Origin of the sequence: Pantoea sp. QMID4, from assembly GCF_030270445.1 — a bacterium.
In the GTDB taxonomy this organism is placed as follows: domain Bacteria; phylum Pseudomonadota; class Gammaproteobacteria; order Enterobacterales; family Enterobacteriaceae; genus Pantoea; species Pantoea vagans.
The window spans coordinates 296,711-314,993 of sequence record NZ_BSXL01000007.1 but is presented as its reverse complement, the minus strand read 5'-3'; the positions used below and the strand labels follow the sequence as shown (position 1 = coordinate 314,993).

Here is an 18,283-nt window from a genome sequence, read left to right as displayed (position 1 = left end):
GCCAGAGGCGCCTTTTATTTACCCATCTTATCAGGCGTTTTTCAGCACTTCGCTGACAATCTCTACCGCTTCTTTCTCAATCTGCGCACGGTGTTCTGCGCCAAGGAAGCTTTCACAGTAGATTTTGTAGGCGTCTTCGGTGCCTGACGGACGAGCAGCAAACCAGCCATTCTCCGTCATCACTTTCAGACCGCCGATAGAGGCACCATTACCTGGTGCTGCCGTCAGACGCGCGGTGATAGGATCACCCGCCAGCGTATCCGCGTTCACCATCTCTGGTGACAGCTTCGACAGTGCGGCTTTCTGCGCTGAAGTGGCGGATGCCTGCAGACGGTTATAGCTTGGTGCACCAAAGCGCGCGGCCAGCTCATCATAGTGCTGCTGCGGGTTTTTACCGGTCACGGCAGTAATCTCAGCCGCCAGCAGACACATGATAATGCCATCTTTGTCTGTTGACCATGGCGTGCCGTCGAAACGCAGGAATGACGCGCCCGCGCTCTCTTCACCGCCGAAACCAAAGCTGCCGTCATACAGACCATCAACAAACCATTTAAAGCCAACCGGCACTTCCACCAGCTTGCGGCCAATGTCGTTGACGACACGGTCAATCATGGCGCTGGAGACCAGGGTTTTACCCACGGCAACATCCTGGCCCCACTGTGGACGGTGCTGGAACAGATAGTTGATCGCGACCGCCAGATAATGATTTGGATTCATCAGACCCGCCGGGGTCACAATGCCGTGACGGTCATAATCGGGATCGTTGCCGAACGCCAGATCAAACTTGTCACGGTAGGCCAGCAGGCCTGCCATGGCGCTTTCAGACGAGCAATCCATGCGCACAACGCCATCTTTATCCAGATGCATAAAGCGGAAGGTCTGATCGACCGCATCATTCACCAGCGTCAGATCCAGCTTGTAATGCTCAGCAATACGCTGCCAGTAAGCAATACCGGAACCGCCAAGGGGATCAACACCCAGCTTCAGGCCCGCTTTCTGGATCGCCGGGAAGTCGATAATCTCTGCCAGACCTTCAACGTACGGCTGGATCAGATCTTTCTCGACCACGTGGCCACTCGCCATCGCCTGTTCCAGCGGCAGACGTTTTACCTCTTTCAGCCCATCTTTGATCAGCTGGTTGGCGCGATCTTCCACCACTTTGGTGACGTTGGTATCAGCCGGTCCACCGTTAGGTGGGTTGTACTTGATGCCGCCATCTTCCGGTGGGTTGTGCGATGGCGTGATGACGATGCCGTCAGCCAGCGGGCCGCCCGCTTTGTTGTGCTCAAGAATAGCGTTCGAGATCGCAGGGGTCGGCGTATAGCCATTGTCCTGCTGCACAATCACATCAACGCCGTTGGCTGCCAGCACTTCCAGCACCGACAGGATCGCCGGCTCTGACAGCGCATGGGTGTCTTTACCAACGTAGCAAGGCCCGGTGATACCGTTCTTTTTACGCTCTTCAGCAATCGCCTGAGCAATCGCCAGAATGTGCAACTCGTTGAAGCTCTGACGCCCTGCACTGCCGCGATGGCCAGAGGTGCCAAATTTCACCGCGTGATCCGGGTTCGCCACATCGGGCTGCAGGACATAATATTGTGACGTTAATTGTGCAACGTTAATCAAATCGCTCTGCTGGGCGGGTTGCCCGGCACGTGGGTGATTGGCCATTGGCGCTGCTCCCTGACGCTTAAGTTTTAAATAGTGCCGCAAACTTTCTCGGTCAGTTCCGCCGGGAACTGCATCGAGAGCATGATGTGTTCGACCATGCTGCATTTACGACCAGTATTGGTGTTGGTGATCACCCAGTACGGCGTGCCGGGCACATGCTTCGGCTTGGTATGGGTGCCATTCTGTAACAACGTATGCTCATCACCGGCAAAATAGACGCGGGTGCGGCCCTGCAGAGATGCAGTAGCTTCAGCAAAAGCTGCAGTATCAAGACGATAGAGCGTTGACAAGATAAGCATAAAACGATTCACCGCCCGCTTCTGCTCCGCATATTCATCGGAGAGCAGCAGCTCACGCACCGCGCGGACACGATCCTGCGGGCGCGAACCTGCAGACGCAGGCTGAGACTCTTTCGCTGCCTCTTTTGAGGCTGGCTGAGCAGGCGAAGCGGGTGCAGTCTGACCGGCAGTGAACTTCAGCATACGACGCAGAATGTCGGACGCGCTTTCACCAATGTGTTGCGTGTGGCTGGCAATATAACGGTAGAGCTCTTCGTCAACTTCGATCGTTTTCATCTTATTCCGTACGGTTCTTTCTCATGGCAGAACCACCTGTTTCCTGAAAAGCTCTGAGTATAGTCAGGCAATTCAAAGGATGTGCGGGTTCTAACATCAGGATTATAAAGTTAAATTCAGGCGGGTTGTTAGTAATCTAACGGTTTGAGGGCAAAAGTCAGAATATGTCCTAATGCCGCCGGAACCAGCGCGCCTGAAAAGGTGAAACCATGATAACCTAAGCACAGGTCTCAAACTTAAGAACTTTGCTATGATTTTGAACGCCCGTCTGCAAACTGAACAATCCCCTGCTGATTCTTTACCTGTCCTGCTTATCCATGGCCTGTTTGGCAGTCTGGATAACCTTGGCGTGCTGGCGCGCGGGCTGAAAGATGCCGGGCCTCTGCTGCAGGTTGATGTCCGCAATCACGGGCTCTCTCCACGATCTGACGAGATGAACTACGCTGTAATGGCGCAGGACATGGTCGATACGCTGGATGCGCACGGCATTGCACGTGTCGCAGTGATCGGTCACTCAATGGGCGGGAAGATCGCCATGACCATGAGCGCGCTGGTGCCGGACCGCATTGAGCGGCTGGTGATGATCGACATCGCTCCGGTCGACTACCAGACCCGCCGCCATGATGAGATTTTTGCCGGCATTCGTGCTGTAACCGACGCAGGCGTCTCGTCACGCAGTGAGGCGGCGACGATTATGCGGACGCTTATCGATGAGGAAGGGGTGATTCAGTTCCTGCTGAAGTCATTTCAGGCGGGCGAGTGGCGTTTCAACGTCCCGGTGTTGTGGGATAACTACACCACGATTTCGGGCTGGCAACCGGTTCCGGCATGGAATCATCCGGCGCTGTTTATTCGCGGCGGCGACTCCAGCTATCTGGACAACCGCTACCGCGATGCGCTGCTGCAACAGTTTCCGGCCGCGCAGGCACATGTCATTGGCGGCGCGGGACACTGGGTTCATGCAGAGAAACCCGATGCCGTATTGCGCAGTGTCCGTCGCTTTTTTGCGCTTTAAAAGCAAATAGATGGCGGCAAAGGTTTAGGATTGGCGTCCGGAGTAAGCGTGAAGTATGATGGCGCGCTAAAATTTTGCCGCGCATCCGTTTTGCTGCGGCAATGGCCAATAATTTATAATCTGCGCGGTGAGTGACTGGCGCCCGCCCCCATTCAGTTTTACTAAGCCATGGCAAAAGAACAGACTGACCGAACGACGCTCGATCTCTTTGCTGATGAGCGCCGCCCAGGTCGACCCAAAACCAGTCCACTTTCGCGTGATGAACAGCTGCGCATCAACAAGCGCAATCAGCTTAAACGTGACAAAGGACGCGGACTTCGTCGTGTCGAACTGAAAATGAACAGTGAAGCCGTCGATGCGCTCAACACGCTGGCAGAACAGCGCAATCTCAGCCGCAGCGAGCTGATTGAACAGATGCTGCTGGCACAGCTCAAACTGGATTAATGCGGGCAAATCGCACGCAGGAGCAAATGTCGGGGCTTTAACCGTTCACCGGTTTTCTCTCGTCTGCTATTATTCGCTGAAATGTGCTGCGGCACACATCTCATTATCAGGATTTAAGAGGTTATTTTACTCATGGCACTCGTAGGCATCTTCTTTGGCAGCGATACCGGCAACACCGAAAACATTGCAAAAATGATCCAGAAACAGCTGGGTACAGACGTTGCAGAAGTGCACGACATCGCGAAAAGCACAAAAGAAGATCTGGAAGCGTTTGATATCCTGCTGCTGGGCATTCCGACCTGGTACTACGGTGAAGCGCAGTGTGACTGGGATGACTTTTTCCCGACGCTGGAAGAGATCGATTTCAACGGCAAGCTGGTTGCGCTGTTTGGCTGCGGCGATCAGGAAGATTACGCGGAGTACTTTTGTGATGCGATGGGCACGATCCGTGACATCATTGAGCCACACGGTGCCGTGATTGTCGGACACTGGCCAACCGAAGGTTACCACTTTGAAGCCTCAAAAGGTCTGGCTGATGATACCCACTTCCTGGGTCTCGCCATCGATGAAGATCGTCAGCCTGAACTGACTAACCAGCGCGTAGAGCAGTGGGTTAAGCAGATTTCTGATGAACTGCAACTGAAAGATATCCTTGAAGCCTGATCCTGCCCGCCTCAATGTGAGCGCCAGCTCACATTGAGGTAATGGAAATTCCTATAGAAATAATAGCCACATTTTTTTAACTTTCTCCGTTTAATCTGTAGAATACCCGCATCGATCTTCCGCTTATTTCTCAGGCGGCAAGACTAAGCGATGTACCAACAGACATCTGCCAGAATCCTCCCCGGCCCGGTGACCTATCCCACACAGCCCGTGATGATTCAGGCACGCCCTCTGGTTTTCATTTCATCGCTTCAGATCTATAATGAGACGCAAATGAGAATGAGCGCAGATCGACATTCAAGGCGATAAGCCACAAAGTGAATATAGTGACAGGACAAAATCCGCATGACTGACAACAACACCGCATTAAAGAAGGCTGGCCTGAAAGTGACGCTGCCCAGACTGAAAATTCTGGAAGTGCTTCAGGAACCTGAGTGCCATCACGTCAGTGCGGAAGATTTGTACAAACGCCTGATCGATATCGGCGAAGAGATTGGCCTGGCTACCGTTTACCGTGTTCTCAACCAGTTCGATGACGCCGGTATTGTGACCCGTCATAACTTTGAAGGCGGCAAATCGGTCTTCGAACTGACACAGCAGCATCATCACGATCATCTGATCTGCCTGGATTGCGGTAAAGTTATTGAGTTCAGCGATGAATCGATAGAAACGCGTCAGCGTGAAATCGCCACCCGCCATGGCATTAAGCTGACCAACCACAGTCTCTATCTCTATGGACACTGTACGCTGGGCGATTGCCGGGAAGACGAAACCCTGCACGACCAGTAACGTGACCTGAAATGAAAAAACCGGTGAATTCACCGGTTTTTTTTCGGCTGTTTTTGGCTGTTGTATCAGGCGACCAGCGTCTCCTGCAGATAGCGCCAGCGTGGAATGGAGCTGCTGCAGTCCAGTATCGCTAGCGAAATACGGCTCTGATTATTGCCATTCATCATCTGCATTTCACGATACTGCACGGTGATCTCTTTTTCATGATGAGAGAGGATGACGTGCTCGCAGGTGGCAATGCGCATCCCTTCGCGCTGTCCCTGCAGCTGCCGGAAGAGCTCCTCGACCTCGTTCAGATTGCACTCTCTGCCCTTTGGAGTGACCATGCGGAATTCAGGATGAAAATAGGACATCAGCAGCTCAAAACTGTCATCAGATCCGGCAGGCTGGTTAAAAATACGTTCAATGAGCTGATGTAAAACGACCACACTGTTTCTGGCTTCCTGGGCGAGAACTGTCATTTTTTTTCCTTCTGTAACCCGCTTTGCAACCTCTGAGAGCGCATAGCCTACCTGAAAGCGGATAATTCACATCTGGAAATTGATTAATTTTTTTAAACTCAGATTTCTCTCACAGTGCGGTATTTAATCAGTTTCGGTTAGATCAGAATAAACGTCGGCAATGATTAAAATCGGGGCAACAAAAAAGGGCGATAAATCGCCCTTTTGTCATTTTATGAGGTCAGCCTCAAAAAAATTTATTCGCCGGTTTTCGCCCAGGTATCACGAAGACCAACGGTGCGGTTAAAGACCAGTTGCGATGGCGTAGAGTAAACGCTATCGGCGCAGAAATAACCTTCACGTTCAAACTGGAACGGAGTGGTGGGTTCTACATCGCGCAGGCCCGGCTCCACAAAGCCTTGTTTGATTGCCAGTGACTCAGGGTTGATTACCGCCAGAAAGTCCTCTGCCGCGGCCGGGTTTGGCACACTGAACAGACGATCATAAAGTCGAAACTCTGCTGGCTGCGCGTGATCCGCAGACACCCAGTGAATCACCCCTTTGACCTTGCGGCCATCGGCAGGATCTTTGCTCAGCGTATCTGTGTCGCTGGTGCAGTAGATGCAGGTGATGTTGCCCGCTTCATCTTTAGCGACGCGCTCAGCACGAATCACATAGGCATTGCGCAAGCGGACTTCTTTGCCCAGCACCAGACGCTTATATTGCTTGTTCGCCTCTTCGCGGAAATCGGCACGGTCGATCCAGATCTCACGGCTGAACGGCACTTCACGCGTGCCCATCTCCGGTTTACCCGGATGATTTGGCATGGTGATGATTTCGTTATGGCCTGCTGGCAGATTTTCAATCACCACTTTCAGCGGGTCCAGCACAGCCATGGCACGTGGCGCGTTCTCGTTCAGGTCGTCGCGAATACAGGATTCCAGCGAGGCCATCTCCACGATGTTATCCTGCTTGGTCACGCCAATACGACGGCAGAATTCGCGGATAGAGGCGGCGGTATATCCACGACGACGCAGACCTGAAACGGTCAGCATGCGCGGATCGTCCCAGCCTTCTACGTGCTTCTCAGTCACCAGCTGAGTGAGTTTGCGTTTCGACATCACCGCATACTCCAGATTCAGGCGCGAAAACTCATACTGACGCGGATGAACCGGTATGGTGATGTTATCCAGCACCCAGTCATAAAGTCGACGGTTGTCCTGGAACTCCAGCGTACACAGCGAGTGCGTAATGCCTTCCAGCGCATCGGAGATGCAGTGGGTAAAGTCATACATCGGGTAGATGCACCACTTGTTGCCGGTCTGGTGGTGTTCCGCGAACTTGATGCGGTAAAGCACGGGATCGCGCATCACGATGAAATTAGAGGCCATGTCGATTTTAGCGCGCAGACAGGCCGTGCCCTCGGCAAACTCACCGTTACGCATCTTCTCAAACAGCGCCAGGTTCTCTTCCACGCTGCGGTCGCGATAAGGGCTGTTTTTGCCCGGCTCTTTCAGGGTGCCGCGATATTCGCGAATCTGATCCGGACTCAGCTCATCAACGTAGGCGAGTCCTTTGGAAATCAGCTCGATGGCATAGTCATAAAGCTGATCAAAATAGTTTGATGAGTAACAGACCTCACCGCTCCACTCAAAACCCAGCCACTGGACGTCACGCTTGATGGATTCAACAAATTCCACATCCTCTTTAACCGGATTGGTATCGTCGAAACGCAGGTTGCATTGCCCCTGATAATCCTGGGCGATGCCAAAATTCAGACAGATCGATTTCGCATGACCAATATGCAGATAGCCATTGGGCTCTGGCGGAAAACGGGTATGCACGCTGCTGTGCTTACCGCTCGCCAAATCTTCGTCAATGATCTGACGAATAAAGTTAGTTGGGCGGGCTTCAGCCTCACTCATCTCAAAAATCCTCAATACGAATAACGGGTGATTTGTACCACGAAGTAACGGAGTATGATCCACAAAGCGTCTGAGGGAAACAACCGTTTGTTAAGCCTTTAAAACAAAAAAGGCAGGAATCGCTTCCTGCCTGTGGGGTTCTGTTGCGGGGATTAGCCTTTCACTTCATACAGCGGAGTTTCACCTGCCACCACCTGACCGCGGGCCAGCAATGTCAGACCGGCGAAATCATCGCTGTTGCTGACAACCACCGGACTCACCATCGAGCGGGCATTGGCGTTGAGGAATTCAAGGTCCATTTCCAGCACAGGCTGACCGGCGACCACCGTGGCGCCCTCTTCAGCCAGACGGGTAAAGCCTTTACCTTCCAGCGCCACGGTATCCAGTCCCATGTGCACCACAATCTCTACACCATTGTCCGTTTCCAGACAGAAGGCGTGATTGGTGTTGAAGATTTTCACCAGCGTACCGGCAATCGGTGCCACGACCCATTTGTCACTCGGTTTGATCGCCAGACCATCGCCTACCGCTTTGCTGGCAAAGGCTTCATCCGGAACCGCATCCAGTGCAACGACCTCTCCCGTTACCGGGGCCAGCAATGTCGCGATGACACGCTTCTCACTGTTCAGCACGGCCTGCGGCTTGACGTCAGGCTCCACTGGCGCATTGCTGGTAGCAGCAGCTGCGACCGGACCCTTGGTCAGCACTTTTTTCATCGCCGAGGCAATACTTTCGGCCTGTGTACCTACGATGATCTGCACACTCTGCTTATTAAGACGGATCACCCCGGATGCACCCAGACGCTTCGCAACGCCCTCATTGACCTGAGCCGAATCATTCACGTTAAGACGCAGGCGGGTAATACAGGCATCAATGCTCGTTAAGTTAGCTGAGCCACCCACGGCACCAATATAACGACGCGCCAGCGATTCAGTGGCCGTTTCACCGTTGTCAGTTTTATCAACGTTGACGTCATAACCGTCGCTTTCATCACCTGCAACCGCCAGCTCACGGCCCGGCGTCATCAGGTTGAACTTTTTAATGGTGAAGCGGAACACCACGTAGTAGATAACAAAGAAGACCAGGCCCTGCGGGATCAGCATGTACCAGTGTGTTGCCAGCGGGTTACGGGTCGACAGCACCATATCCACCAACCCGGCGCTAAAACCAAATCCGGCAATCCAGTGCATGCTGGCAGCGATGAAGACCGAGATGCCGGTCAGGACGGCGTGGATCAGATAGAGCACTGGCGCCACGAACATGAAGGAGAATTCCAGCGGTTCGGTGATACCGGTAAAGAAAGCAGCAAACGCTGCAGCCAGCATGATACTACCGACTTTGACACGGTTCTCTGGACGCGCACAATGGTAGATAGCCAGCGCAGCACCCGGCAGACCAAACATCATAATCGGGAAGAAGCCCGCCTGATAACGGCCAGTGATGCCCACGGTTGCCGAGCCATCAGCCAGTGACTGCGCACCGCCCAGGAATTTAGGAATGTCATTAATGCCGGCAACATCAAACCAGAACACCGAGTTCAGCGCGTGATGCAGGCCGACAGGAATCAGCAGACGGTTGAAGAAGGCGTAGATACCGGCACCGGCTGAACCGAGCTTCTGGATATGCTCACCAAAGCCCACCAGACCATTAAAAATAACCGGCCAGATATACATCAGAATGAAAGCGACGAAGATCATCAGGAACGAGACGAGAATTGGCACCAGCCGGCGTCCGCTGAAGAAGGAAAGCGCCTTAGGCAGCTCGACGTGGCTGAAGCGGTTATAGACCTCCGCCGACAGAATACCGACCAGAATACCAACAAACTGGTTGTTGATTTTGCCAAACGCCACAGGCACCTGGTCAACCGGCATCTTCTGTATCATTGCCACCGCGGCCGGTGAGCAGAGCGTGGTAACAACCAGAAAGCCGACAAAGCCAGTCAGGGCAGCGGCACCATCTTTATCTTTTGACATGCCATACGCAACACCAATCGCAAACAGCACTGACATGTTTTCGATGATGGCGGCACCGGATTTGATCAGCAACGCAGCCAGCGCATTACCTGCCCCCCAGCTGTCCGGATCGATCCAGTAACCTACCCCCATTAATATTGCTGCTGCTGGCAGGGTTGCTACCGGCACCATCAGTGCGCGCCCCACCTTCTGTAAATAACCTAACATATCCCCTTCCCCCTATGAGCCTGACTTGTCGCTTTGCGCCGCTTAATGTTGTTATGTCAGCTGCAAAGATCGTTAATACACTTCATATCACGCTGCGAAGTGTAATGATAAATTAATTCGCCTCGCAAATTAAAACCCTGGTAAATGTGATTTTTATCACTAAAAAACATCATGTCACGCGGCAACATCTGGCTATCACCACAAACTTATTTTATGATTCGAAATATTGAATTACGCCCCGCCCGTAGCGAGAATAGACAATCTGCTCAGGCTGATGAGTAACGCAACGGTTTAGCGATCCCCTTTCTATTTTCTAATGAGGTGAAACATGAGACTGATTCCTTTAGCGACGCCAACCCAGGTGGGTAAATGGGCCGCCCGACATATTGTTAACCGCATCAATGCGTTTAACCCGACGGCGGACAGACCTTTTGTTCTGGGTCTGCCAACCGGCGGCACGCCACTGGAGGCGTACAAACACCTGATTGATATGCACAAAGCGGGCCAGGTCAGTTTTAAACATGTCGTGACCTTCAATATGGATGAATATGTCGGTCTGCCAAAAGAGCATCCTGAAAGCTATCACAGCTTCATGTATCGCAACTTCTTCGATCACGTTGATATTCAACCGGAAAATATCAATTTGCTGAATGGTAATGCGCCCGATATTGACGCAGAATGTCGTCAGTACGAAGAGAAAATTCGCGCACTGGGTAAAATTCACCTGTTTATGGGCGGTGTCGGCAACGACGGTCATATCGCCTTTAACGAACCGGCTTCGTCACTGGCTTCGCGTACCCGTATTAAAACCCTGACCCATGACACCCGCGTGGCGAACTCGCGCTTCTTTAACGGTGACGTGGATCAGGTGCCTAAGTATGCGCTGACGGTCGGTGTCGGCACGCTGCTGGATGCAGAAGAAGTGATGATTCTGGTTACCGGTCATGTCAAAGCGCAGGCGCTCCAGGCGGCGGTTGAGGGCAACGTGAATCATATGTGGACCATCAGCTGCCTGCAGCTGCATGCGAAATCGGTTGTGGTCTGTGATGAGCCAGCCACCATGGAACTGAAAGTGAAAACCGTGAAATATTTCCGCGAAATGGAAGCGGAAAATATGAAAGGCGTGTAACAGATTATTGTCTTGCCCTGCTGTTACGCTGAGTGACAGCAGGCCAGGACGGGAGATGAGAGATGTACGCATTAGTAAACGGTCGAATCTACAGCGGCCATGAGATTCTGGATAATCACGCCGTCGTGGTGGGTGATGGACACATTGCGCGCGTCTGCCCACGTGAATCGTTGTCGGCCGATATTGAGCAGCGGGATATGGCGGGTGCGATTATCGCGCCAGGCTTTATCGATCTGCAGCTCAATGGCTGCGGTGGCGTGCAGTTCAATGACAGCCTTGATGCGCTCAGCATTGAGACGCTGGAAACGATGCAGCGCGCCAATGAAAAGTCTGGCTGCACCAGTTTTTTACCGACGCTGATCACCAGCAGCGACGCGCTGATGAAGCGGGCGATTGAAACCATGCGCGCTTACCTGCAGAAACATCAGCATCAGGCGCTGGGTCTGCATCTGGAAGGCCCGTGGTTGAGTAAGGCGAAAAAAGGCACCCACGATCCGGCGCTGATTCGCCTGCCGGATGCCGCGATGGTGCAGTATCTCTGTGACAACGCCGACGTCATCACGAAAGTCACACTGGCACCAGAAAACGCCGGCAGCGACGTGATTCGTCAGTTGACCGACGCTGGAATCATTGTCTCAGCGGGTCACTCGAATGCAACCTATGAAGAGGCGAAAGCGGGCTTTTCTGCGGGTGTGAGTTTCGCGACCCACCTCTACAATGCTATGCCGACTTTTGCCGGACGTGAACCCGGGCTTATCGGTGCGCTGTTTGATTCGCCTGATGTATACTGCGGCATTATTGCGGATGGTTTACATGTACATTACGCTAACGTGCGCAATGCAAAACGCATTAAAGGCGACAGACTGGTGCTGGTAACCGATGCCACCGCACCGGCTGGCGCTGACATCAGCGAGTTTATTTTTGCTGGCAAAACAATCTATTATCGTGACGGCCTCTGTATTGACGAAAACGGCACACTCAGTGGTTCGGCCCTGACAATGATTGAAGCAGTACAAAACAGCGTCGAGCATGTCGGTATCGCACTGGACGAAGCGTTACGCATGGCATCACTCTACCCGGCACGGGCGATGGGCGTGGAAAGACAGTTGGGCTCGATCGAAGCAGGAAAAATCGCGAACCTGACTGTGTTTACGCGCGACTTTAAAATCATTAAGACGTTAGTCAATGGAGACGACGTCCTGAGCGAGTAAGCACTGAATGACCACTGGCGGCCAGTCACAAATAGGAAATGTCGATCTTGTTAAGCAACTTAATAGCGCAGCGGTTTACCGGCTGATTGATCAACAGGGGCCAATATCGCGCATTCAGATTGCCGAACTCAGCCAGCTCGCCCCCGCCAGCGTCACCAAAATTACCCGCCAGTTGATTGAGCGCGGCCTGATCAAAGAGGTAGACCAGCAGGCGTCTACCGGTGGTCGCCGCGCTATCTCGATTATCACTGAAACCCGCCACTTCCATACCATCGGGGTTCGCCTCGGCCGCAACGATGCTACTCTGACCCTGTTCGAGCTCAGCGGTAAGTCGCTGGCGCAGGAGGATTATGCACTGCCGGAACGCACGCAGGAGACGCTGGAACAGGCGCTGTTTAACGCCATCAGCGGCTTCGTTGAGCAGCATCAGCGTAAAATACGCGAGCTGATTGCGATTTCCGTCATCCTGCCGGGCCTGGTTGACCCGATTAACGGCGTGATCCGTTATATGCCGCACATCTCTGTCAGCCACTGGCCGCTGGTTGCCAGTCTGAAAAACCGATTCAACGTCACCAGTTTTGTGGGGCACGATATTCGCAGTCTGGCGCTGGCCGAGCACTATTTCGGTGCAAGCCGCGACTGTGCTGACTCAATCCTGGTGCGCTTACACCGCGGCACGGGTGCCGGCATTATTGCTAACGGCCATATTTTCCTCGGCAGCAACGGCAACGTCGGCGAAATCGGCCATATCCAGGTTGACCCGCTTGGCGAGCGCTGTCACTGCGGTAACTTTGGCTGCCTTGAAACCATTGCCGCTAACGGTGCCATTGAGAATCGTGTGCGGCATCTGCTGAATCAGGGCTACCCGAGTGTACTGACGCTGGAGGCGTGCCAGATGTCCCATATCTGCAAAGCAGCTAATCAGGGTGATGCGCTGGCCTGCGAAGTGGTCGAACAGGTAGGCCGGTATCTCGGCAAGGCGATTGCCATCGCGATTAACCTTTTTAATCCACAAAAAGTGGTGCTAGCGGGCGAGATTACGGAAGCAGAAAAAGTGCTGCTGCCCGCGATTGAAGGCTGCATCAACACCCAGGCATTAGAAGCCTTTCGTAAAAATCTGCCGGTGGTGCGTTCTACCCTGGATCACCGTTCTGCGATTGGCGCGTTTGCGCTGGCTAAACGTGCCATGCTTAACGGCATTCTGCTGCAACATCTTCTGGAAGACTAAGCTAACCCGCTGTTGTGGCGGGCCACATCGGATCTGACTATGACTATTAAAAGCGTAATTTGTGATATCGATGGCGTGCTGATGCACGACAACACGGCCGTTCCTGGCGCACAGGAATTTTTACAGCGCATTCTGGCCAAAGAGATGCCGCTGGTGGTGCTGACGAACTATCCCTCGCAGACCGAGCAGGATCTGGCGAACCGCTTTGCTTCGGCTGGTGTCGAAGTTCCTGAATCCGTTTTCTATACCTCTGCCATGGCTACCGCCGACTTCCTGCGTCGTCAGGAGGGTAAAAAGGCCTATGTCATTGGTGAAGGCGCGCTGATTCATGAGCTCTATAAAGCGGGCTTTACCATTACCGATGTGAATCCCGATTTTGTCATTGTCGGGGAGACGCGTTCGTTCAACTGGGACATGATGCACAAAGCGGCCTTCTTCGTCGCTAACGGCGCGCGCTTTATCGCCACCAACCCCGATACACACGCGCGCGGCTTTATACCCGCCTGTGGCGCGCTCTGCGCCGGGATTGAGAAGATCTCAGGCCGTAGCCCGTTTGTTGTGGGCAAACCCAGCCCTTACATCATGCGCGCCGCGCTGAATAAAATGCAGGCCCACTCGGAAGAGACGGTCATTGTGGGTGATAACCTGCGAACCGATATTCTCGCCGGTTTCCAGGCAGGTCTGGAGACAGTACTGGTGCTGTCAGGCGTCTCGACGCTGAGCGATATCGATGCCATGCCGTTCCGTCCGGACTGGATCTACCCTTCTGTTGCCGATATTGACCTGTTCTGATTCATTTCTCTTATGACGCATCCGCTTAATTTGTGGTGCGTCCCCGCTTTTTTGCATGCTTCCGCCTACTTTCGCTGCCTGTTTTTTACTCACAAACGCTATTCCATTGCCGATCCAACAACAAAACAACATTTAAATTATCGTTTCTTCATTTTTATTGCCATGTAAGCAATATTTTTATCAGTAAAATACGATTCCTCTTGCATTGAATGCACCAAATAGCGCATTTTCTTATCTATCACGCAGCGTCAGGCTGCCGGACAAACGCAAAAGATAACATCGCCGTAAGGTGAGATCAGGAGTCAGTTATGTGTTCAATTTTTGGTGTGCTGGATCTGAAAACCGATCCTGTTGAGCTGCGCAAAAAAGCGCTGGAATGTTCACGTTTAATGCGTCATCGCGGCCCGGACTGGTCAGGCGTCTATGCAGATGACAAGGCTATTCTGGCGCATGAACGCCTCTCAATTGTTGACGTTAACAACGGTGCACAGCCACTGTACAACGCCGACCACACCCACGTACTGGCCGTTAACGGCGAAATTTACAACCATCAGGCACTGCGCGCTGAACTCAGCGATCGCTACGAATTTCAGACCGGTTCTGACTGTGAAGTGATTCTGGCGCTTTATCAGGAGAAAGGTGTCGATTTCCTTGATGAGCTGGAAGGCATGTTCGCCTTTATCCTCTATGACAGCGTCAAGAAATCGTATCTGATTGGCCGCGACCATATCGGCATCATCCCGCTTTACATGGGTAACGATGAGCACGGCAACCTGTTTGTTGCGTCAGAAATGAAAGCGCTGGTACCGGCCTGCCGGTCGATCAAAGAGTTCCCGCCGGGAAGCTACCTCTCCAGCACCGATGGCGAAATCCGTCGTTACTGGCAGCGTGACTGGATGGAATACAAAAACGTTGAACACAACACCACAGACGCGGCTGGCCTGAAACATGCGCTGGAAGAGTCCGTGAAAAGTCACCTGATGTCAGATGTCCCTTATGGCGTGCTGCTGTCAGGCGGTCTGGACTCCTCCATTATTTCAGCCGTGACCAAGCGTTTTGCGGCGAAACGGGTTGAAGATCAGGATAAAAGTGATGCGTGGTGGCCGCAGCTGCACTCCTTCGCGGTCGGGCTGGAAGGTTCACCTGATTTAAAAGCAGCAAAATCTGTCGCAGAACATCTGGGCACCGTGCATCACGAAATTCATTTCACCGTGCAGGAAGGTCTGGATGCGATTCGCGATGTGATTTATCACATTGAAACCTATGACGTTACCACCATTCGCGCGTCAACGCCGATGTACTTAATGTCGCGTAAGATCAAAGCGATGGGCATTAAGATGGTGCTGTCAGGTGAAGGTGCAGATGAAGTGTTTGGCGGCTATCTCTACTTCCATAAAGCGCCAAACGCCAAAGAGTTCCACGAAGAAAACGTGCGTAAACTGCAGGCGCTGCATATGTTTGACTGCGCCCGTGCCAACAAAGCGATGTCCGCCTGGGGCGTTGAAGCCCGCGTACCCTTCCTGGATAAAAAATTCCTGGATGTGGCAATGCGTATCAACCCTGCCGACAAAATGTGTGGCAGCAACGGTAAAATGGAGAAGCACATTCTGCGTGAATGCTTCTCCTCTTACCTGCCAGAGAGCGTAGCGTGGCGTCAGAAAGAGCAGTTCTCTGATGGTGTAGGTTACAGCTGGATCGACTCACTGAAGGAAGTGGCCGCGAAGCAAATCAGCGACCAGCAGCTGGCAACCGCCCATTTCCGATTCCCGTTCAACACGCCGGGTTCGAAAGAAGCTTATCTCTATCGTGAGATCTTCGAAGAGCTGTTCCCGTTAGCAAGTGCGGCAGAGTGTGTGCCTGGTGGTCCATCGGTCGCCTGTTCGTCTGCTAAAGCGATTGAGTGGGATGAAGCGTTTAAAAACATGGACGATCCTTCCGGACGTGCCGTGGGTGTGCATCAGTCAGCCTATAAATAACCTGGCAGAAAGCCACCAGAATGGGCCTGTTATGGCCCGTTTTTTTAACGATTAGCGTTGTATTCACTGAAAAATTGCCGAATAAACCGTCAGGCTGGTTATATGCCAGTCAAACAGCGATTATCTGGCAAAAAACGGTAAAAAACTTGTTGACGCTGTCTGGTCAACTCCGCATAATGCGCCCCGCAACGCCGATGAAGGTAACGCGAAAAAAAGATGGCTACGTAGCTCAGCTGGTTAGAGCACAGCACTCATAATGCTGGGGTCACAGGTTCGATTCCCGTCGTAGCCACCATCTTTTTTTGCGGGAGTGGCGAAATTGGTAGACGCACCAGATTTAGGTTCTGGCGCCGCAAGGTGTGCGAGTTCAAGTCTCGCCTCCCGCACCATTTCATTATTCGGCAGCGTGGATGGGATATCGCCAAGCGGTAAGGCACCGGTTTTTGATACCGGCATTCCCTGGTTCGAATCCAGGTATCCCAGCCAATTTCGATGATTCTTGTATGCTGAGAACGGACGAATGGGATATCGCCAAGCGGTAAGGCACCGGTTTTTGATACCGGCATTCCCTGGTTCGAATCCAGGTATCCCAGCCATCATTGAAGTGCAGTACAATTTGGCTACGTAGCTCAGCTGGTTAGAGCACAGCACTCATAATGCTGGGGTCACAGGTTCGATTCCCGTCGTAGCCACCATATAATTGGGGTGTCGCCAAGCGGTAAGGCACTGGTTTCTGATACCAGCATTCCGGGGTTCGAATCCCTGCACCCCAGCCATACAAAGACAATTTGAAAACCCATTATTGGGGTGTCGCCAAGCGGTAAGGCACTGGTTTCTGATACCAGCATTCCGGGGTTCGAATCCCTGCACCCCAGCCAAATTGCACAACCAGGCCCGCTTTTGCGGGCTTTGTTGTTTTTGTCCCTTCTCCACCATCCTGATTACTGGCCCGCCCTGCAGCGAGCCTGAACGCGTAAGCGGCTATAGCCCCAGCGCGTAACGCAATACCTGCCGCTTAAGTACGCCAGAATGTTCAGCGGCAATCAGTCCGAGATTTCGCGCAAACCTCAGCGGTGCCAGCTGGTTGCTAAAGGCAAAGTAAAAGAGATCCATCCCGCCCTGCATCAGCATATTGTCTTTGCGACGCTGACGGTGATAACGCTGTAATACGCGCTCTGACGCCCAGTCCTCCGCCGCACCGCGTGCGCTCACCAGCACATCAATTAACGCATCAATATCGCGATACCCCAGATTCACGCCCTGCCCGGCCAACGGATTAATGGTATGCGCTGCATCACCGACCAGCGCCAGCCCCGGTAGGACATAACGTGAAGCATGACGGCGCACCAGCGGGAAGCCGCCCGCCGCGTGGGCTTTGAACCGTCCCAGCCGCGCCGGGAAGTGGCTGGCGATCTCTTTCTCCAGCTGGGCTATCGGCATCGCCTGAAGCTGACGCACTCTTGCGGGCGCGTCATACCAGACCAGTGAGGCCCGGTTACCATACAGCGGCAAAAAGGCACGTGGTCCCTGAGGCGTAAAGTGCTGCCAGGTCGCATCCCCTGCCGGATGGTCGCAGGTCACGCTGATCAGCAGGCAGGACTGCGCATAGCTCCAGCCATGAATGCCGATCCCGGCCATCTGCCGCACCTGCGAGTTTGCGCCATCTGCACCAATCACCAGCCGGGTATGCAAGGCCACGCCGTCGTTAAGGTCGACGCGCCAGCCGCCATTTTCTGGCTGAAGGTTTTCCAGCGTGGCCGGGCAATAGCAGGTCACGTCCAGCGACTGCATCTCCTCCCATAACGCCCGCTGAAGCACGCTGTTCTCGACCATAAAACCCAGTTCAGGCAAGCCCAGCAAGGCAGCATCAAAACTCACCTGCGCCGTCTGCCACTCCCAGGTTTCCAGTCTGCGATAGGGCGCACTGCGCATCGCTTCGACCCGCGGCCAGATGTTGAGCTGCTTCAGTAGCGCCACCGAGGAGGATCCGATCGCTGAGATTCGCAGATCGGGATCGCTATCGGCATCAAACGGCGCGGGTTCAGCACGCTCAATCACCGCCACGCGAAAATTTTGCTGTGTCAGTCCACAGGCCAGCGCAGCACCGACCATGCCACCGCCGACAATCACGACATCAAACTGATTATCCTGCATTGCTTAACTCCCTCTCTTATTCCCGCCAGCCTGAGCATCGCGGGTCTGAATTGAGCAAAGTGTACCGGAAAACCCGAGGGCTGGCAGAAAA

At 53.3% G+C, this 18,283-nt stretch carries 15 protein-coding genes and 7 tRNA genes; 16 read left to right on the top strand and 6 right to left on the bottom strand.

What is annotated here, in order from left to right:
- Window positions 1-30: 30 nt before the first annotated feature.
- Together pgm and seqA are read right to left on the bottom strand one after the other, a co-directional pair.
- Window positions 31-1,671, bottom strand: a complete 1,641-nt coding sequence (pgm, locus tag QSK07_RS17650; protein ID WP_285720840.1) for a phosphoglucomutase (alpha-D-glucose-1,6-bisphosphate-dependent) — start codon at window positions 1,669-1,671, stop codon at window positions 31-33.
- Window positions 1,672-1,697: 26 nt separating this feature from the next.
- On the bottom strand, window positions 1,698-2,246 hold the full coding sequence (gene seqA, locus QSK07_RS17645) for a replication initiation negative regulator SeqA (RefSeq protein ID WP_098051213.1): 549 nt from the start codon (window positions 2,244-2,246) through the stop codon (window positions 1,698-1,700).
- Window positions 2,247-2,496: 250 nt separating this feature from the next.
- On the opposite strand from seqA, the gene ybfF reads away from it, so the two are divergent.
- The 4 genes from ybfF (at window position 2,497) to fur (ending at window position 5,157) form a co-directional block, all read left to right on the top strand.
- Window positions 2,497-3,261 carry an esterase gene (gene ybfF, locus QSK07_RS17640; RefSeq protein ID WP_275219891.1) on the top strand — a complete coding sequence of 255 codons (765 nt, stop codon included), beginning with the start codon at window positions 2,497-2,499 and terminating at the stop codon, window positions 3,259-3,261.
- A gap of 168 nt (window positions 3,262-3,429) precedes the next feature.
- Window positions 3,430-3,705, top strand: coding sequence for a LexA regulated protein (gene ybfE / locus QSK07_RS17635; RefSeq protein WP_003852811.1), 276 nt, complete (start codon window positions 3,430-3,432; stop codon window positions 3,703-3,705).
- A 132-nt stretch (window positions 3,706-3,837) separates the two neighbouring features.
- Window positions 3,838-4,368, top strand: a complete 531-nt coding sequence (fldA, locus tag QSK07_RS17630) for a flavodoxin FldA (RefSeq protein ID WP_013357124.1) — start codon at window positions 3,838-3,840, stop codon at window positions 4,366-4,368.
- 345 nt (window positions 4,369-4,713) lie between these two features.
- The gene (gene fur, locus QSK07_RS17625) at window positions 4,714-5,157 is read left to right on the top strand and encodes a ferric iron uptake transcriptional regulator (protein ID WP_009091454.1); all 444 of its coding nucleotides are present in this window, start codon (window positions 4,714-4,716) and stop codon (window positions 5,155-5,157) included.
- A 65-nt stretch (window positions 5,158-5,222) separates the two neighbouring features.
- On the opposite strand, the gene QSK07_RS17620 is transcribed toward fur, so the two are convergent.
- The 3 genes from QSK07_RS17620 to nagE all read right to left on the bottom strand — a co-directional run bounded on the left by QSK07_RS17620 (window position 5,223) and on the right by nagE (window position 9,702).
- Entirely contained in the window at window positions 5,223-5,618 is a 396-nt protein-coding gene (locus QSK07_RS17620) for a hypothetical protein (RefSeq protein ID WP_013357123.1), read from the bottom strand.
- A gap of 236 nt (window positions 5,619-5,854) precedes the next feature.
- Window positions 5,855-7,522 (bottom strand): glutamine--tRNA ligase, encoded by a 1,668-nt coding sequence (glnS, locus tag QSK07_RS17615; protein WP_275219892.1) that lies wholly within the window; start codon window positions 7,520-7,522, stop codon window positions 5,855-5,857.
- Window positions 7,523-7,674: 152 nt separating this feature from the next.
- Complete coding sequence (nagE, locus tag QSK07_RS17610; RefSeq protein WP_285720841.1) at window positions 7,675-9,702, bottom strand: N-acetylglucosamine-specific PTS transporter subunit IIBC; 2,028 nt, start codon at window positions 9,700-9,702, stop codon at window positions 7,675-7,677.
- Window positions 9,703-10,030: 328 nt separating this feature from the next.
- On the opposite strand from nagE, the gene nagB reads away from it, so the two are divergent.
- From nagB to QSK07_RS17550, 12 genes are all read left to right on the top strand, one after another.
- Window positions 10,031-10,831 (top strand): glucosamine-6-phosphate deaminase, encoded by an 801-nt coding sequence (gene nagB, locus QSK07_RS17605; protein WP_013357120.1) that lies wholly within the window; start codon window positions 10,031-10,033, stop codon window positions 10,829-10,831.
- A gap of 62 nt (window positions 10,832-10,893) precedes the next feature.
- Window positions 10,894-12,042 carry an N-acetylglucosamine-6-phosphate deacetylase gene (nagA, locus tag QSK07_RS17600; RefSeq protein ID WP_285720842.1) on the top strand — a complete coding sequence of 383 codons (1,149 nt, stop codon included), beginning with the start codon at window positions 10,894-10,896 and terminating at the stop codon, window positions 12,040-12,042.
- 7 nt (window positions 12,043-12,049) lie between these two features.
- The gene (gene nagC, locus QSK07_RS17595) at window positions 12,050-13,270 is read left to right on the top strand and encodes a DNA-binding transcriptional regulator NagC (protein WP_285720843.1); all 1,221 of its coding nucleotides are present in this window, start codon (window positions 12,050-12,052) and stop codon (window positions 13,268-13,270) included.
- Window positions 13,271-13,309: 39 nt separating this feature from the next.
- The gene (locus tag QSK07_RS17590; RefSeq protein WP_013357117.1) at window positions 13,310-14,062 is read left to right on the top strand and encodes an HAD-IIA family hydrolase; all 753 of its coding nucleotides are present in this window, start codon (window positions 13,310-13,312) and stop codon (window positions 14,060-14,062) included.
- A gap of 308 nt (window positions 14,063-14,370) precedes the next feature.
- Window positions 14,371-16,038 carry an asparagine synthase B gene (gene asnB / locus QSK07_RS17585; protein WP_013357116.1) on the top strand — a complete coding sequence of 556 codons (1,668 nt, stop codon included), beginning with the start codon at window positions 14,371-14,373 and terminating at the stop codon, window positions 16,036-16,038.
- Between the two features lie 218 nt (window positions 16,039-16,256).
- Window positions 16,257-16,333, top strand: a tRNA-Met gene (locus QSK07_RS17580).
- A 9-nt stretch (window positions 16,334-16,342) separates the two neighbouring features.
- Window positions 16,343-16,427, top strand: a tRNA-Leu gene (locus QSK07_RS17575).
- 22 nt (window positions 16,428-16,449) lie between these two features.
- Window positions 16,450-16,524: transfer RNA gene (locus tag QSK07_RS17570), tRNA-Gln, on the top strand.
- A 35-nt stretch (window positions 16,525-16,559) separates the two neighbouring features.
- Window positions 16,560-16,634: transfer RNA gene (locus QSK07_RS17565), tRNA-Gln, on the top strand.
- A gap of 22 nt (window positions 16,635-16,656) precedes the next feature.
- A tRNA-Met gene (locus QSK07_RS17560) sits at window positions 16,657-16,733 on the top strand.
- Window positions 16,734-16,739: 6 nt separating this feature from the next.
- Window positions 16,740-16,814, top strand: a tRNA-Gln gene (locus tag QSK07_RS17555).
- Window positions 16,815-16,841: 27 nt separating this feature from the next.
- A tRNA-Gln gene (locus QSK07_RS17550) sits at window positions 16,842-16,916 on the top strand.
- 103 nt (window positions 16,917-17,019) lie between these two features.
- Here QSK07_RS17550 and ubiF read toward each other — a convergent pair.
- Window positions 17,020-18,192 (bottom strand): 3-demethoxyubiquinol 3-hydroxylase, encoded by a 1,173-nt coding sequence (gene ubiF / locus QSK07_RS17545; protein WP_098051220.1) that lies wholly within the window; start codon window positions 18,190-18,192, stop codon window positions 17,020-17,022.
- Between the last annotated feature and the right edge of the window lie 91 nt (window positions 18,193-18,283).

Excerpts from the sequence above, each read along its gene's own strand:
- fldA (WP_013357124.1), top strand. The coding sequence starts at position 3,838 with ATGGCACTCGTAGGCATCTTCTTTGGCAGCGATACCGGCAACACCGAA.
- ybfF (WP_275219891.1), top strand. The coding sequence starts at position 2,497 with ATGATTTTGAACGCCCGTCTGCAAACTGAACAATCCCCTGCTGATTCT.
- ybfE (WP_003852811.1), top strand. The coding sequence starts at position 3,430 with ATGGCAAAAGAACAGACTGACCGAACGACGCTCGATCTCTTTGCTGAT.
- ubiF (WP_098051220.1), bottom strand. The coding sequence starts at position 18,192 with ATGCAGGATAATCAGTTTGATGTCGTGATTGTCGGCGGTGGCATGGTC.
- nagE (WP_285720841.1), bottom strand. The coding sequence starts at position 9,702 with ATGTTAGGTTATTTACAGAAGGTGGGGCGCGCACTGATGGTGCCGGTA.
- nagB (WP_013357120.1), top strand. The coding sequence starts at position 10,031 with ATGAGACTGATTCCTTTAGCGACGCCAACCCAGGTGGGTAAATGGGCC.
- asnB (WP_013357116.1), top strand. The coding sequence starts at position 14,371 with ATGTGTTCAATTTTTGGTGTGCTGGATCTGAAAACCGATCCTGTTGAG.
- glnS (WP_275219892.1), bottom strand. The coding sequence starts at position 7,522 with ATGAGTGAGGCTGAAGCCCGCCCAACTAACTTTATTCGTCAGATCATT.
- pgm (WP_285720840.1), bottom strand. The coding sequence starts at position 1,671 with ATGGCCAATCACCCACGTGCCGGGCAACCCGCCCAGCAGAGCGATTTG.
- seqA (WP_098051213.1), bottom strand. The coding sequence starts at position 2,246 with ATGAAAACGATCGAAGTTGACGAAGAGCTCTACCGTTATATTGCCAGC.
- QSK07_RS17590 (WP_013357117.1), top strand. The coding sequence starts at position 13,310 with ATGACTATTAAAAGCGTAATTTGTGATATCGATGGCGTGCTGATGCAC.
- QSK07_RS17620 (WP_013357123.1), bottom strand. The coding sequence starts at position 5,618 with ATGACAGTTCTCGCCCAGGAAGCCAGAAACAGTGTGGTCGTTTTACAT.
- nagA (WP_285720842.1), top strand. The coding sequence starts at position 10,894 with ATGTACGCATTAGTAAACGGTCGAATCTACAGCGGCCATGAGATTCTG.
- nagC (WP_285720843.1), top strand. The coding sequence starts at position 12,050 with ATGACCACTGGCGGCCAGTCACAAATAGGAAATGTCGATCTTGTTAAG.
- fur (WP_009091454.1), top strand. The coding sequence starts at position 4,714 with ATGACTGACAACAACACCGCATTAAAGAAGGCTGGCCTGAAAGTGACG.